Source organism: Streptomyces sp. NPDC001717, from assembly GCF_042892775.1.
Taxonomy (GTDB): Bacteria; Actinomycetota; Actinomycetes; order Streptomycetales; family Streptomycetaceae; genus Streptomyces.
Map to the genome: position 1 here is coordinate 278,311 of NZ_JBIAUK010000002.1, position 14,185 is coordinate 292,495.

Genomic DNA, 14,185 nt, shown 5'->3' on the forward strand with positions numbered 1-14,185 from the left:
AGCCCGTCAGCGTCTCGATGACCGCGGCCCGAGGCCCCGAGAACAGGCGCGGGCCAGGACGGCCCATCGGGTTTCGTGACACCCCACCCGCACCTTCACCTGCTTGTAGGGGCCGGCCGTCGTCTGCTCGGCGGTGGCCGGCCCCGCGACGGTGGGGGCGCGCGTGCTACTTGGGCATCAGGACGGTGTCGACGATGTAGACGTTGGCGTTGGCGGTCTTGACGTTGCCGCAGACCACGTTGGAGGTGTCGTTGACCTTGTAGGCCTCACCGGAGCCGCTGGTGGTGAGCTTGGCCTTCTCCAGGGTGTCGAAGGACCCCTTCTCCAGCTGTTCGGGGGTGAGCCTCCGGCCCACCACGTGGTAGGTGAGGATCTTGGTGAGGGTGGCCTTGTCGGCGAGAACCTTGTCGAGGTCGGCCTTCGGGATCTTCGCGAAGGCGTCATTGGTCGGGGCGAAGACGGTGATCTCCTTGGCGTTGTTCAGCGTGTCCACCAGGCCGGCCTTCTTGACCGCGGCGACCAGGGTGGACAGGGCCGGATTGTTGGAGGCGGCGGTGGCGACGGGGTCCTTGGCCATGCCGTCGAAGGAGCCGGCGCCCTCGGCCGGTACGCCGGCGCAGGCCGGGCCGAACGGCTTGTCCATCGCCGTCGACGCGTCCGGCGCCCCTGCCGCGGAAGCCGAGGCCTCGCGCTCGTCCGATCCGGCACCTGATGCGCCGTCCTTGCCCGAGTCGGAGCAGGCGGCCAGCGAGAAGGGCAGCAGCGCGGCTGCGGCTACGGCGATCGCGGTACGGCGGATCTTCATGCTGCTCATGATCATTCTCCTTGAGGTGGTGTTCCGGTAGGGGGTTTGGATGCTGCGGGGTTGGTGCTGCCGAGCCCGGCCGCTCGGACGGTCGGGCCGGTGGTCTAGGTGACGGTGACGAAGACGCTGTGCCGGCCGCTCGCCCCGTCGGGGGTGGTCGGGGTCCGGTGTTCGGTCTGGGCCTCGCCGGTTCCGTCGGTGGCGCGGACGGTGATCGTGTCCGCCGGTGGTGGCCCGCCAGGGATAGGACCACTGGCGCCAGGTGTCGGCGGTGGCCTGTGGGGCGAGGTCCGCGTCGCGCCACGGCCCGTCGTCGATGCGGACCTCGACGCGGGTGATGCCGCGGTGCTGCGCCCAGGCGACACCCGCGACGAGCACGGTGCCGGCGGCGGGGCCGGCGAAGGGCTTGGGGGTGTCGATGCGGGCCTGGGTCTTGATCGGCGCCCGGCGGGCCCACTTCCGCTTCACCCAGTAGGGGTCGTAGGCGTCGAAGGTGGTCAGTTCGATGTCAGTGATCCACTTGCAGGCCGATACGTACCCGTACAGGCCGGGCACGAGCATGCGCACGGGGAAGCCGTGTTCGAACGGCAGCGGCTCACCGTTCATGCCGACGGCGAGCATCGCGTCGCGGCCGTCCATCACGTCCTCGACCGGGGAGCCGAGCGTCATGCCGTCCACCGAGCGGGCCACCAGCCGGTCCGCTGTGCCGCCTTGGGACGGGGGTCGTACGCCCGCCTCTTCGAGGAGTGCGGCGAGAAGCACGCCGAGCCGGCGGGCGGTGCCGAGCTGATGCCGGGCACCATCAGCTGGACGCCCGGCGCGACGGCCCGAGCCGGAGAGGCAGGCTTGGGCAAGACGAGACCGGCACGGGAGGCGACCGCGCCCTGCCCCTGCCTACCGGACAGGAAGCGTCCGAGGACCCCCATCGAACCGGCGACGACGGCCGTCGCGCCGGCCGCGACGAGGAAGCCACGCCGACTCATGTCGTCTGCGGATGACGTGGCGCCCAACGGGGCTGCCTTGGAGGCGAGGAAGTACAGGGTGACGGCGCCTGCGGTACCCCCGGCCATCGAGGGAAGCGCGTCAGCGCTCCCGGTGGCATCGGGGCGGCTCAGCGCGGCGGCACCGACGATCCCGAACAGCAGGATTCCCGCGGCTGCGGCGCTGCGGTGGCGCGGGCCGAGGGCGCCCAGGGCGATGGCGATGACCGCGAGAACGGCAAGAATCCCCAGTTGCAGGACAACCTTGTCGTTCCCCCCGAAGGTGCGGATCGCGAAGTCCTTCACCGCCGCCGGGGTCCGGTCGATCACCGCTCCACCCACCACGGTCACCGGCCCGGCGGCCGGACGGATCAGCCCCGCAGCCAACTCGGCCACGGACAGCGCCGTGAACGCGGCCACGAGGCCGGCCAGTGCGCCGAGCGCGGTGCGGGAGTGGATGGTGCGGAAGCTGCTCACGCCGGGGATTCGGCGGTACTCGCTCAGCGGATTGCCCCCACACCCGAACGAATGATCTGTAGGTTCTTAGTACGTATCCGGCGCTTGCTCGGGTACGCGGCGTGCCGCGCGACGGCGGTCACAGGGGCGGAGGCGAATTTCCAGGCCGTGACCGGCTCAAGATCTCGTGATCTGGGCGGAGCCCCGGCCGTGGTCCGCCATCCGCCTCCGTCCTGGGTGCGTCCGAGCTTCCCAACGTCCAGAGGATCACGTGGCCCGGGTAGCGGGCCACGATCCGGTTCGCTGATCCGCACTCCCGGGGCCGGCGAGTTCGACGTGATCCTGCGGGCGGACCGCGTGTCGTCCCGCCGCAGTCACTCGATCCGTTCGCCGATCTCGGGCGGGGTCTCTACCTCGCTGCTGTGACGGGTTGCGATCACACCGCGCAAGGGCAACGCGACGAGTAGCGCGACCAGGACGAGGAGTCCGCTTGCCCAGAGCGGCCCGAGTTCCCCGGCTGCCGTACTGAGGGTCGTCGCGGCGATGAGGGGTCCCATGGCGGCGCCGACGTTGAGCGCGGCGGTCGCGTAGGAGCCGGCCATGGTGGGCGCTGCTGCCGCCTCGTGGAGGACCCGCGTGATCAGCGTGCTGCCCAGCGCGAAGGACAGCGCGCCCTGGACGAACACGAGGACGAGCAGGGCAACGGGCTGTTCGGCCAGGGCGGCCAGGGCCGCCCAGCCGATGAGCAGCAGCAAACCCCCGACCGCAATGACCGGGCCGGGGTACCGGTCGGACAAACGACCGGCGAGAGTGACCCCGGCCAAGGAACCGGCGCCGAAGAGCACCAGGGCGACCGAGATCCACAGCTCGCCCAGCCCGGCGGTGTCGGTCACGACGGGGGCGAGGAAGGTGAAGCCGGCGAAGGTGGCCGCGTTCACCATGGCGCCGATCAGCATGATCAGGAGCAGCCGCGGCCTTTTGAGCTGCGCGAGTTCCGATCGCAAGGTGGGCCCGTCAGTGGCAACCTTCCGGACGCCTCGCGCTGGGATCCCTTTGGCGATGCCGATAGCCGCGGGCAGGCAGAGAGCGGCGACGGCCCAGAAAGCGGCCCGCCAGCCGAGCAGTGTGCCGAGCACCGATCCCCCTGGGACACCGGCGATCGTGGCCACCGTGGTGCCCGACAGCAACACGGCAAGCGCACGTCCCTTCTTGTCGGGCGACACCAGCGTGGTGGCAGCCGTCAGCGCTACGGCGAGGAACCCCGCGTACGCGAGTGCCGCGACCACACGCGTCACAACCAGGACCGGGAAGCACGAGGTGGCAGCGCCCACGGCGTGGGCTGCCAGGAACACGACTACGAACCCGAGAAGGGTGGACCGTCCGGGCCGGTTGCGGGCAAATCCGGCCATGAGCGGGGCACCGACGATCATTCCGATCGCGAAAGCCGAGGTGAGCATTCCTGCTGTCCCGACCGTCACGTCGAGGTCCGAGGCGATGTCCGGCAAGAGGCCGGCGAGCATGAATTCCGAAGTGCCCATGGCGAAGACCGCCACGGCGAGCAGATACAGCGGGAGAGGCATCGAGTGGCTCCGAGGTGAGGAGAAGCACGAGTAGGTCAACTCGTCACCGCGGTCAGCACCCAGGGGCGCACTCGTCCGTCCGCAGAACGCGGCGAGACGGCAGGATTACGAACTCAGTGGTTCAGGGGGCTGACGGCGTGACCGAAAGCCCCCACCTCGTCTGACTCAGGACTCGACATGGCCCGCACGTTATCCGACCGATGTCCGTCGAGGCACCTGGGTTTCACCCTTTCCCTGGACCTGGCCACCGTCACCGGCACGGACTGGTACGGCCTCAACGCCTGCCTCGCCGACCTCCCCGGCGGCAAGGCTCTGCCGCGCCATCGGCCGGTCGTCAGCCACCCGAATGCGTCCTCGACGCGCAACAACCGTCATGGGCAATCAGGCACTGTGAGGCACGCCCAGATCGGCGCGCGCCTGTTGGTGATAGCGGTTCATCAGTTCCATGAGCTCCTGTCCCTCCTCCGCGGAAACAGAGCCCCGGCTCCGGGCCGCACGCAACTCCCGCCACACAACGCGGTTGATCTCGTGCGCGGCCTCGATCGCCTTCGGCGACGCGAGAAGCACCAGCGTCTCGAACAGCACGCTCCTCCTCAGCTCGGCCTCCTCCATCGCCGCGAGGAACTCCCGCTGCTCATCGGTCCCTTCGGCAGCATGACGAGCCCGTTTGCCCGTACTGGATATCTCCTTCACGCACGACGCGTATTCGATGTACGTGCCGAGTTTCCGCTCGTCCCAACGTGTCGCCATGACTCGCAGATGCCGGGTCCGCTCCGCCATCGTCGTGGCCAGGAACGATGTCAGGGCACCAACGAGGACACCGACGAGCGTCACAACCTGAGTGATCATGAAGGAGACTCTGGTCCCGACCCGGGCGTGAGGGCAAGACGCTCGCCTCAGGCATCCGAACGCGGCCCCCGCCGGCTGCCGCCTCGGTGAGGACGGTCCCGTGGGGCCGCCCTGTCGGCATGGGGGCCGGCAAGACCGGGACGGCCGCCGATCTTCGGAGGTGAGCAGGTCCCTGCTGCGTCACGACGACCGACCCGGCTGACCCGCACCTACCCCCAGCGACACTCCTCACTCCCACCCCCCGGCTTCAGGAGAGCCTGGCCGGCTGGAGCACCACACACGGCAGTGGGCCGCTCCCCGCAGGAGGGAAGCGGCCCACCCCTGGGTCGGGGTCCGGTCGCGTGCCGGCCGGGGAGCGGGCCGCTTGATGGAGCGCAGCCGGCTGAAAGTAAGCGGCCTGGAACGATGTCGCCAGGTGCGGATCAGTTGCGCCTGGCCAAGATTCGAAACCGACGAGTGGGGTAGGCGACGGCCACTTGATCGAACACCGACAGAAGGAACCCACCATGCTGATGGCGCACCCGGCCGTGCTCACCGGTCTCGTCGATCGCTACTGGGCTCTGGCCGTACTGGATGCAGCGGCCGACGACCCGTCGCCCGTACGAGAGGAGCTCGAGGACGCCGGGCGCGCCCTGTGCGTAGCCACCGGCACCGCCGACGTGCACGCAGCGCTGTTCTCGGCGCGCCATCGCCTTCCGGGAGCCCGCGTCCTCGACGACTCCGTTCTCGCCTCCACCTGAGTCGGCAAGCCCTCTCGGCCTGGACGTCGGCAAGGCGAACACCACGCCAACGGTGTGACGTCGCGAACCATTTCCGTCGCGGGCGCGGGGAGCTCGGCGAGCACCTTCGCGGCCCGCGGAGACATCCCCACCGACCAGAGTGTGCCGGTCACCGGCGAGGAGCGAGGACGTCGTCCAGGTCGACGAAGCCGTCTTCGTCCCGGCAGGATTCCATGGAGGCGTCGACGGCCGGGGCCGCGGCAACGCGCAGCTGCCAGGACCGGACGACATCGTGCAGAGGCGTGAGGCTGTAGCCGTGGCGGGAGTCCTCCCAGGCCTTCGCCCAGTCCCGCTCGAAGGCCGGCACCCACTCCGTGGCCCGGCGGTCGGCACGCAGCTCCTGGAGCAGCCGGGCGGCTGCGGCCGGAGCGGGCGGCCGGGTGGGCTCGTACTCGGGCTGAGCACTCACGTCGTCCTCCAAAAGGTTCTGTCACCCTCACGCGGACGTGATCGACGGGCCGTGTCGCGGACCGGCGCGCGTGATCAGGGCATTGCCGGGTACCCGCGCAGCACACCGACGAACACCGCCAACTCGCGCCCACGAAGGCGTACTTCAAGGAGAGGCATCGCCATGACGCTGATACCGCACGCCAACGGCAGGTCCGTCCCCGGCCCGGCTGAGCTCCGGGGGCACGTCATACGCGCCACCGGCCGGCTCAGGGACACGGCCGTGCACGTCGGGCGTCTCGTGGAGGACAAGACACCCGATCCCGTCCGCGCCGGGGCGCTCCGGACGGCGACCCGCGTCCGGGACACCGCCGCCCGCGCCGGACGGCTCGCCGGGCACCGCAACCTCGCCTCCGCCAAAGCCAGGGCCGGTCGCGCCGCGACCCTGGCACGAGCCAACCGCACCGCGCTGGCCACCGTCGCCGGCGTCCTGACGGCCGCCGTGCTCGCCCGCCGCGCCCGCCGCGCCCGTCGCACGAAGTAGTCCCCCCGGGGCGGCCGGGCCGCAGGGCCTCAGGCCCGCAGCCCGGCCGCCGGCCGCCGCGCCCGTTCCGCGTTGAACTGGGCGCCGGTGACCAGCGCGAGATTGGCGAACCAGAGCCAGATCACGAAGACCACGATCCCGGCCAGCGACCCGTACAGCCGGCCGTACGTGTCCAGTTGCGTGTACAGCGTGAAGAGACCCGAGGCGGCCAGCCACAGCAGCGCCGCCAGCACCCCGCCGGGAAGCCCCCGCCGGGTGCCCCGGCTCTGGGCCGGCCCGGTGCGGAACAGGACCAGCACCAGAAGGGTCACCACCACCAGGAGCACCGGCCAGCGCAGGAACGCCACGGCCTGCGCGCCGCCCGCCCCCACGACCCGCGCGGCCCATCGGGCCGGCGGCCCGGACACGACCAGACCCACGGCGCCGACGACGAGCAGCACCAGCAGCAGCGCCGCGTGGGCGACGAGGGTGTGGGCGGCACGCAGCGGCCGCCGCGTGTCCGGCACCCGGTGCATCGTGTGCAGGGCGCGCCGGAACACCGCCAGGTAACTGCACGCCGACCAGAGCGCGCTCACCACTCCGCCGAGCAGCAGGGCCCACATGGAGGAATGCCCCTCGGGGATGGCGCCCAGCGCCTCGCGGAGCACCTGAGCCGACTGCGGGGGCGCGTAGGCGGTCAGGTCGGCGATGAGCCGGTCCCGCCGCGCCCCGCCCAGCAGCCCCACGACGGAGACGGCGATGACGAGCGCCGGCAGCAGCGCCAGCAGCGCGTAGTAGGTGAGGGCGGCAGCGTGGTCGGCCAGGTTGTCCGTCCACACGCGGACGGCCGTGCGCCGCAACTCGGCGCGGGTGCGCGCCGCGAGGCCGAGGGCGGTGGAAGAGGTGGCGGGCGGAGCGCCTCGCCGCGCAGTGGTGCGGGGGATGTCGGTCACCCCGTGCGCGTGCCCTCCCGAGCCCGCGCCCATGCGCCCGCACGGTCCCGCGTATCGGTCCGCCCGCCGGGTAGACGCGCCCGCATGACATGGAGCTACGCGCGACGGCGCGACGAAAAGCCGCAGGAAGCGGTCCGACAGGACACCGGTACGAAGAGCGGCCCGGCCCACCCGGTCGTACGGGCCCTCGCCATGCTGGCCGCCTTCGCCGGGACCGTCCTGTTCAGCGTGGTCCTGGCCCGGCTGACCCTGGAACCCTCCGCCGCCTCGGCGGACCTCGTGCACGCCAACCTCCGGCCCGGCCGCTCGATCGGCGCCTACCTGGAGGGAGCGTCGACGGTCGAGGCGGCCCGCCAGGTGGGCGGCAACCTGCTGCTGGGCGTTCCGTTCGGCGTGCTCCTGCCCGTCCTGCTGCCGCCCGCCCGCGGACTGCTGAGGGTCGCCGCGGTGACCGTGTGCCTGATGACGCTGGTGGAACTGATCCAGGGCGCCCTCGTCACCGGACGCGTCTTCGACATCGACGACGTCATCCTCAACACCACCGGGGCGCTGCTCGGTTACCTCCTGATCGGCCTGCGACTGGGGCGCGCCGTGCACCCGCGACGCAGGCACTGGTGGCACCGCCGCGCTTCGTGACTCGTGACTGCGGGCCCTGCCGCGCCCCCGTACTCCCGATCCGTACGCGGGCTGCACCGCGAATTCGCCGCTGTCCGGGCCGGCCCGTCACCGGGCCGGGCGTTCCTGACCGGCGGACGTACCGACCGAGGGTGAATGCGCACGTGCACGCGTCCCGAGGCCTGGGCGGCGGCCCCGCTTCCGGCGGGTTCCCTCCCCCGCTCTCAGGTCTGGCACTGCTGCGTGGATGCGGTGGACCAGCCGCTCCAGGGCGCTCCGTCGGCTCGGGCATGTACGCGGATCTCGACCTTCACCGGGCCGCACACGCGCGTCGTTGCCCCCACCTCGACGGGGCCGAGGGCCTCGCCCGGCTGAACGTAGGTGCGGCCGCTGCCGAGTTTCACCCAGTGGCCACCGTCGACGACACGGAAGAACGCTTCGTACGAGATGTTCAATCCCTTCGTTCCCGTGTTGCGTGCCTTGATGTGCGCCGTGATCTCGCGGGTGATGACCCTTCCCAGGGACCCTCGCTGGGCGCTGATGCAGCCGTTGACGGCCACTCGGCCGGTGGACGTGCCTCCGCCGCAGGCGATTGCCGCCGCGTGCGCGTTGGCCGGCGTGCTCAACACGGCGAGCGCGGCTGCTGCCAGAATCGTTCCGGTGCGCCTCACGTGCGATGTCCCTTCGGTCCTGCGGTCTTTCCCATGGAGAGACCATGGCCCGAGCGGGCGCGACAAGGGCAGGTGTATTGCGGGCTTTTCACCCGAACAGGCGGCCATGCGTCACCGACACGTCCCCCACGGCTTCCCGGCACGCCTTCCCGTTGATCCGCCCGTTCAGGGACGCTCCGCGACACCCACCGGCGGCTCCGGGCGGCCGGAGCGGATCTCCGGTTCCAGGCCCTGCGCGGGGGTGGTGCGGCGGCGTCCGATGTCCGCCCGCCAGGCTTCGAAGGGCAGCGTCGTCGCCGTCACCACGGCCAGACCGAGCAGCCAGCCACCCAACACATCGCTCACCCAGTGCACGCCGAGCGCCACCCGCGTATAGCCGACGCCCACCACCGAGACCGCCGCGAGCGCCCACGGCAGCGCACGCCGTCGCCGGGGCACCAGCGGCAGCAGCGCAAGCAGCAGCACCGCGCAGGACGTGGTGGCCGTCAGGGCGTGACCGGAGGGGAAGGAGAACCCGGGCGCGTGGGCGACCGGGTCGGGCAGGTGGGGCCTGGCCCGTGCGACCACGTTCTTCAGCAGCAGGCCCATGAGGCCGCCGACCGTCGTGGTGACGGCCGCCCACAGCGCCAGCCGGACGGCCCCACGTACGAGGAGCCACACCACCAGCGCCGCCACCAGCAGCCTCATGGTCAGGGGATCCCACACCACGCCGGTCAGGAACTCGAGTACCCGCACCCACGCGGGGTGCTCCAATGCGGCGGCGTGCAGTCGCTCGGCCGCTCCTTGGTCGAGCCGGCGCAGGGGCGGCCATCTCGATTCGACCAGCAGCAGGGCGAGCGTGAAGGGCACGGAGGCGAGGGTGGCCGTGGCCACCGTCGTCAGCAGTCGTGCGCCGAAGCGGGCGTCCGGTCCCGGGGGGCCGGGGACGAGCCGGGCGAGCAGATGCCGTGGGCGGGTGGGAAGTCGTCGGCGGGTGGAGAGTCGTGCCATGGTCGCCGTGCTCCTCTCTTGGTTTCCCCTGGCGCGCGTTTCGCGTTCAGACGCCGGGGTCCTCCCTGACCGGCTCCGTCACCCCGGCCCGCACGGCTTCCAGCTGGGCGGCGAAGGCCAGCCCCAGGAAGAGGGCCAACGAGGTCAGGTAGGACCACAGCAGCAGCGAGACGAAGGCGCTGAGGGGGCCGTACACGGTGTCGAAGGAGCCGCCGGCCCCGACGTACAGGCTCAGCCCCCACGTCGCGAGCAGCCACAACCCCAGGTACACCAGCGCTCCGAAGGCCAGCCAGGTGTAACCGGGCTGGGCGCGGCGAGGGGAGAGCTTGAAGATGGCACTGGTGGCGATGAGGGCCAGCACCACCCCCACGGGCCAGCGCAGCACGTCCCACAAACGGAGGGTGCCCGGGCCGAGGTCGTACACCTCCGCCACGGCGCGGCCCAGGTGGGCGCCGAGGACGGTGACAGCGAAGCTGAGGCCGAGGGGCAGGCCCGCCAGCACGGACATGACCAGACCACGCGTGTACTTGTACAGGAACGGCCGGTCGCGTTCCGTTCCGTAGATGCGGTTGGCGCCGCGCTCCACCTGGCACAGGGCGGTGGTCACGTTCATGACGGCGAACAGCAGGCCGAGCCAGAGGGCGAACTCGCTGCCGTCCCCGGTCCGGTGCCGGCTCTGCGCGAGCGCGTCGTCCACCAGCTCCCTGCTGGGTCCGCTCACCAGCCTGCGGATCGTCAGTTCCGCGACCTGGCCGATGTCCTCGGTGTGCAACGCGCCGGACAGTCCTATGACGGCGATGGCCATCGGTACGATCGACAGCACCGTCTGCAGGGCGAGCGCCCTGGAGTGGCTGAAGCCGTCGGCGTAACGGAAACGGACGAAGGAGTCCCGTACGAGGCTCCAGCCTCCGTAGCGCGACAGTGTGGCCAAGGCTTCCTCCGCGGACAGTTCCTCGCCCTCCACCGCCGGTATTGCCGGCGCCGCAGCCACGTCACAGCGCTGCGGTACCCGGGTCGCGGTTCCCACGGCGATCATCCCCCGTCCACGTCGTGTGTTCGGCCGGCCGGTCCGGTCACGGAGGTCGTACGCGGCCGGTCGGCGCGCCCCGCTCCCCCGGTCGCCTCCGTCGTCCGGACCGTGGGCGTGTGTTCCTGCTCCGCCGGCGCACGTGGCGGCAGCCGGACGCACAGCACGCCGGGCTCCACCTGCGCGCTCAGGCGGGTGCCGGAGCCGATGACGTCACCGTCGAGTTCGCGGGGTTGGGGCCGGGCGAAGCGGATGTCGACGCGTGCGGCGCTGAAGTACTCCAGCGCCCCGCCGGCCACCCTGCCGTCACCGCTTTCGGGCCCGGCCGCCGCCCGGCCGGGCAGCATGCGCGCCCCCAGGTGTCCTGCGGTCGCGAGCCAGCCGCGGACGCCCCGCGGGTCGAGCAGAACGACCTCCAGCCGGCCGCTGTCGGGCCGGGCGTCGGGCAGCAGCGGAACGCCCGCCTGCAGGGTGCCGACGTTGCCGATGACGACCATGCGGGCACGGCGCTCCCGTACAGGGCCCTCGTCGAGCCGGATCGACAGTCGCATCCTGGGGTCCCCGAGGTGGCGGACGGCCGACAGGACGTACGCGACCCAGCCGGCGCGCTCCTTCACCCGCGCCGAGGCGTCGCCGACCATGGCGGCGTCGAAACCTGCTCCCGCCATGACGGTGAACCGGGCGGTCCGCAGCCCGTCGCCCGCCACCCTGCCCATGTCGATCCGAGCCGTCTCCCCGGACAGGGCCGACTCCAGCGCCGTGGCCGGATCGGTGGGGAGCCGCAGGTTGCGGGCCAGCAGGTTGCCGGTGCCGCAGGGGACCACCGCGAGCGGGGTCCCGGTGCCGGCCAGCAGCTCGGCGCAGGCGCGCACGGTGCCGTCGCCGCCGCAGACCACGACGAGCGCGGCGCCCGTGTCTGCCGTCAGCTCGGCGAGACCGCCGGAGGCGTGCTCCGCGGAGGTCTCCGTCCACGCCTGATCGGTGTAGCCGTGGCGGCGCAGGACGTCCCTCACGCGGCCTGCGAGTTCCGCCCCGCAGCCGTGCGGGTGACGCACCACCACGGCCCGTCGGGCCGCCGGGGCTTCGTCGGCGGTGGCAGGGGTGGTGCGGGCGGCCGGAAGCCGGTCCGCGGCGACCGCGCCGAAGGACCGAGCCGAGGACGGCCGGGGGCGCGGCAGCAGGAACACGTGCGCGACGACGAGCAGGATGCAGACCCCGTTGAGCAGGCCGCCCATCACGTCGGACGGGTGGTGCATCCCCCGGTAGAGCCGGGAGAAGGCCACGGCCGGCGGAATGAGGAGCAGGGGGACGATCACGAGGCACCGCACCCAGCGGCGGGTGCCGCGCAGGCGGAGCGCCGCGATCACGGCGAGGCCGCCGAACAGGGCCACCGACGCCCCGACGTGCCCGGAGGGGAAGCTGGAGGTCGGCGGCGCGGCGTCCAGGTGGGGAACGTCCGGACGCGGCCGCTCGACAACGAGGGTGACCAGCAGGAAGACGGCCGACTGCGCGGCCACTGCCACGGCCAGGAACAGCGCCTCCGGCAGCCACCGCCCCCGGGAGAGGCCCAGCATCGCGGCGACGGCGAGGACGGTCAGGCCGATGATGCTGTGGGTGCCGGCGAGCAGGGACACCCAGTCCGAGAACGAGACGGCGAGCACGCCTCGGTGCGCGGCCAGGCCTCGGTTGACGGCGTCTTCTGCCGCCACCGGCCAGTGGTCGGCGAGCGGGCCGGTGACCAACAGCCCCACACCGATCATGAGGGCCGCCGGTGCCGGCAGGAACAACAGGACGGACAGCCTGCCGGGGGCCCGTCCGACTGTGCCGCTTTCAGGTCTCATTTGACCCCGTGTTACCCGTGCCGGCCGACTCATGCGCGTCCACCCGTGGCTCTTCGTGCTCGGCTGCGCCGGGGTCTTGGAGTTGACCGGTATGTCGGCCCGGCTCGGCTCTCGTGCACGGCGCGAGTGACCGGCCGCCTCCAGGGCGGATGCCGAGAGTCGGCGGACTGCCGCGTGCTGCCGGTCACGTCGGAGGCGGCCAAACCGGCTGGACGGCGAGCCGACTTCGTGCGGCGGGCCACTCGGCCCGGAGCCGGGATCGCTGAAAGGATCCGTGTGGCCTACCTCCCGGCGATCGTCACGTCCTGGAGGGTGAGCCTCTTGCGGGGCGCGCCGTCCCCGTCACCGTTCGCGTTGTCCGTTCCGGCCCGAGCGACCTCCTCCAGGAGGCCCATGCCGCTGTTGATCTTGCCGAAGACGGTGTAGCTCGGCGGCAGCTCGGAGTCGCCGTAGACCATGAAGAACTGGCTTCCGTTGGTGCCGGGGCCCGCGTTGGCCATGGCCAGGGTGCCCTTGTGGTACGTGGCCGTCTCCTTGCCGGGGTCGGCGTTCGGCAGGTTCTCCTCGGCGTAGTGGTAGGCCGGCCCGCCGGATCCTGTCGCGCTCGGGTCCCCGCACTGGAGCACCTTGAGCGCCCCGGTGGTCAGGCGGTGGCAGTGCGTCCTGTCGAAGAAGTTCTCGGTGGCCAGGTAGGTGAAGGAGTCGACGGTGCAAGGAGCCGCCCTCCCGTCCAGGTCGAGCTCGATGTCGCCCAGGTTGGTCTTGAGGGTGGCCTTCACCGCACCGGCGTACGGCGGCTGGGCGGGTGGCCTTCCCACATCCTTCACGTCCGAACCGGTGTGGGGCGAGAACACGCACGCGCCGCGCTTGGCGGCAGGCGAGGGGAGTGCCGCGGGGTGCGCAGCGGCTGCCGCCGCGGTGCTCGAGACGGGCGCCGAGTGTGACGCCGGAGCCACGGCGACGAGTCCGGCGAAGAGCGCGGCACCAGCCACGCCGCGCAGAGCGGTGAAGATCATGGAGAGGGTCCGTTCGCAGTCGTACAAGGCTCGATCTTGATAGCGGGAGCAGCGCCCGCCCGGAAGAACGACCCGCAGGGGTCGCTCCAACGAGGGAAATCACCGGCCCGGGACTGACCGGCACGCCGGCTTGCTCCTCACTGCCCTTTACGGGTGAGAGTTCCCCCGACGCCTGCTACCCAGCGTGCACTTGCGACTACTCTCTGCCGTCACAGGTGAAGAACGCTCACGAAAGGCAGCTTGCATGAGGAACGTCTCCCGGATGTGCGTACTTTCCGCGGTGAACCTGATGACCGCACTCGCGGCAGTGACAGGACAGGCCACGGCCGCCCCCGCCGAGGCCGCTCACAGCGCCGTCCGGGTAGTCGACCAGTGCCGGAGTGACGGCACGTCCTTCAGCGACAGGCTCATCCCCGGCCACTGTCTCCAAAACGGCGGCTACCGCCTGGAGATGCAGTACGACGGCAACCTGGTGCTCTACTCCGGCTCCCGCGCCTGCTGGGCGAGCGGCACTGACGGGACCAACGAGGTCTACGCGAAGTTCTCGGGGGACTGGAAGCCCGACTCCCCTTACATGACGCTGGAATCGCCCGTCGGGGAACTGCGGAAGTACCGCGGGAAGTACACCGGGCTCCACAAGTCCGGAAACGTCAGCCTCAACAACAAGGGCGAGGTCTGGATCGCCTACGGGAAGATGGCGGGCTGCTGATCCG

General features: G+C 71.6%; 14 protein-coding genes and 1 pseudogene. 4 read left to right on the plus strand and 11 right to left on the minus strand.

Annotated elements, in window-relative coordinates; translation table 11 throughout:
- Positions 1-166 precede the first annotated feature (166 nt).
- From ACFYZL_RS05775 to ACFYZL_RS05790, 4 genes and pseudogenes are all read right to left on the minus strand, one after another.
- Positions 167-814, minus strand: coding sequence for a fasciclin domain-containing protein (locus ACFYZL_RS05775; protein ID WP_384749160.1), 648 nt, complete (start codon positions 812-814; stop codon positions 167-169).
- A 95-nt stretch (positions 815-909) separates the two neighbouring features.
- Positions 910-2,289: pseudogene (locus tag ACFYZL_RS05780) on the minus strand (molybdopterin-dependent oxidoreductase).
- A gap of 326 nt (positions 2,290-2,615) precedes the next feature.
- Positions 2,616-3,821, minus strand: coding sequence for a Cmx/CmrA family chloramphenicol efflux MFS transporter (locus ACFYZL_RS05785; RefSeq protein ID WP_388676385.1), 1,206 nt, complete (start codon positions 3,819-3,821; stop codon positions 2,616-2,618).
- A 381-nt stretch (positions 3,822-4,202) separates the two neighbouring features.
- The gene (locus ACFYZL_RS05790; protein ID WP_388676388.1) at positions 4,203-4,670 is read right to left on the minus strand and encodes a hypothetical protein; all 468 of its coding nucleotides are present in this window, start codon (positions 4,668-4,670) and stop codon (positions 4,203-4,205) included.
- Positions 4,671-5,176: 506 nt separating this feature from the next.
- On the opposite strand from ACFYZL_RS05790, the gene ACFYZL_RS05795 reads away from it, so the two are divergent.
- Entirely contained in the window at positions 5,177-5,410 is a 234-nt protein-coding gene (locus tag ACFYZL_RS05795; RefSeq protein WP_384749155.1) for a DUF5133 domain-containing protein, read from the plus strand.
- A 148-nt stretch (positions 5,411-5,558) separates the two neighbouring features.
- Here ACFYZL_RS05795 and ACFYZL_RS05800 read toward each other — a convergent pair whose 3' ends face one another.
- Positions 5,559-5,858: a DUF6247 family protein gene (locus ACFYZL_RS05800; protein ID WP_384749152.1), complete on the minus strand. Its 300-nt coding sequence runs from the start codon at positions 5,856-5,858 to the stop codon at positions 5,559-5,561.
- Positions 5,859-6,020: 162 nt separating this feature from the next.
- On the opposite strand from ACFYZL_RS05800, the gene ACFYZL_RS05805 reads away from it, so the two are divergent.
- Positions 6,021-6,380 carry a hypothetical protein gene (locus ACFYZL_RS05805; RefSeq protein WP_384749149.1) on the plus strand — a complete coding sequence of 120 codons (360 nt, stop codon included), beginning with the start codon at positions 6,021-6,023 and terminating at the stop codon, positions 6,378-6,380.
- Positions 6,381-6,409: 29 nt separating this feature from the next.
- Here the strand turns inward: ACFYZL_RS05805 and ACFYZL_RS05810 are convergent, their stop codons facing one another.
- Positions 6,410-7,312, minus strand: coding sequence for a YihY/virulence factor BrkB family protein (locus tag ACFYZL_RS05810; RefSeq protein WP_388676393.1), 903 nt, complete (start codon positions 7,310-7,312; stop codon positions 6,410-6,412).
- Positions 7,313-7,396: 84 nt separating this feature from the next.
- Between ACFYZL_RS05810 and ACFYZL_RS05815 the strand changes: the two genes are divergently transcribed.
- Entirely contained in the window at positions 7,397-7,948 is a 552-nt protein-coding gene (locus ACFYZL_RS05815; RefSeq protein ID WP_384743827.1) for a VanZ family protein, read from the plus strand.
- A gap of 203 nt (positions 7,949-8,151) precedes the next feature.
- On the opposite strand, the gene ACFYZL_RS05820 is transcribed toward ACFYZL_RS05815, so the two are convergent.
- The 5 genes from ACFYZL_RS05820 to ACFYZL_RS05840 form a co-directional block, all read right to left on the minus strand.
- Positions 8,152-8,598 carry a hypothetical protein gene (locus ACFYZL_RS05820; protein ID WP_384743826.1) on the minus strand — a complete coding sequence of 149 codons (447 nt, stop codon included), beginning with the start codon at positions 8,596-8,598 and terminating at the stop codon, positions 8,152-8,154.
- 165 nt (positions 8,599-8,763) lie between these two features.
- A complete protein-coding gene (locus tag ACFYZL_RS05825) occupies positions 8,764-9,588 on the minus strand; it encodes a phosphatase PAP2 family protein (protein ID WP_388676397.1) in 825 nt (274 codons plus the stop codon).
- Positions 9,589-9,634: 46 nt separating this feature from the next.
- The gene (locus ACFYZL_RS05830) at positions 9,635-10,615 is read right to left on the minus strand and encodes a YihY/virulence factor BrkB family protein (protein ID WP_384743823.1); all 981 of its coding nucleotides are present in this window, start codon (positions 10,613-10,615) and stop codon (positions 9,635-9,637) included.
- Between the two features lie 5 nt (positions 10,616-10,620).
- Positions 10,621-12,456, minus strand: coding sequence for a diacylglycerol kinase family protein (locus tag ACFYZL_RS05835; protein ID WP_384743821.1), 1,836 nt, complete (start codon positions 12,454-12,456; stop codon positions 10,621-10,623).
- Positions 12,457-12,737: 281 nt separating this feature from the next.
- Positions 12,738-13,472: a peptidylprolyl isomerase gene (locus tag ACFYZL_RS05840; RefSeq protein ID WP_384743820.1), complete on the minus strand. Its 735-nt coding sequence runs from the start codon at positions 13,470-13,472 to the stop codon at positions 12,738-12,740.
- A 244-nt stretch (positions 13,473-13,716) separates the two neighbouring features.
- Between ACFYZL_RS05840 and ACFYZL_RS05845 the strand changes: the two genes are divergently transcribed.
- Positions 13,717-14,181, plus strand: coding sequence for a hypothetical protein (locus ACFYZL_RS05845; RefSeq protein WP_384743818.1), 465 nt, complete (start codon positions 13,717-13,719; stop codon positions 14,179-14,181).
- Positions 14,182-14,185 lie beyond the last annotated feature (4 nt).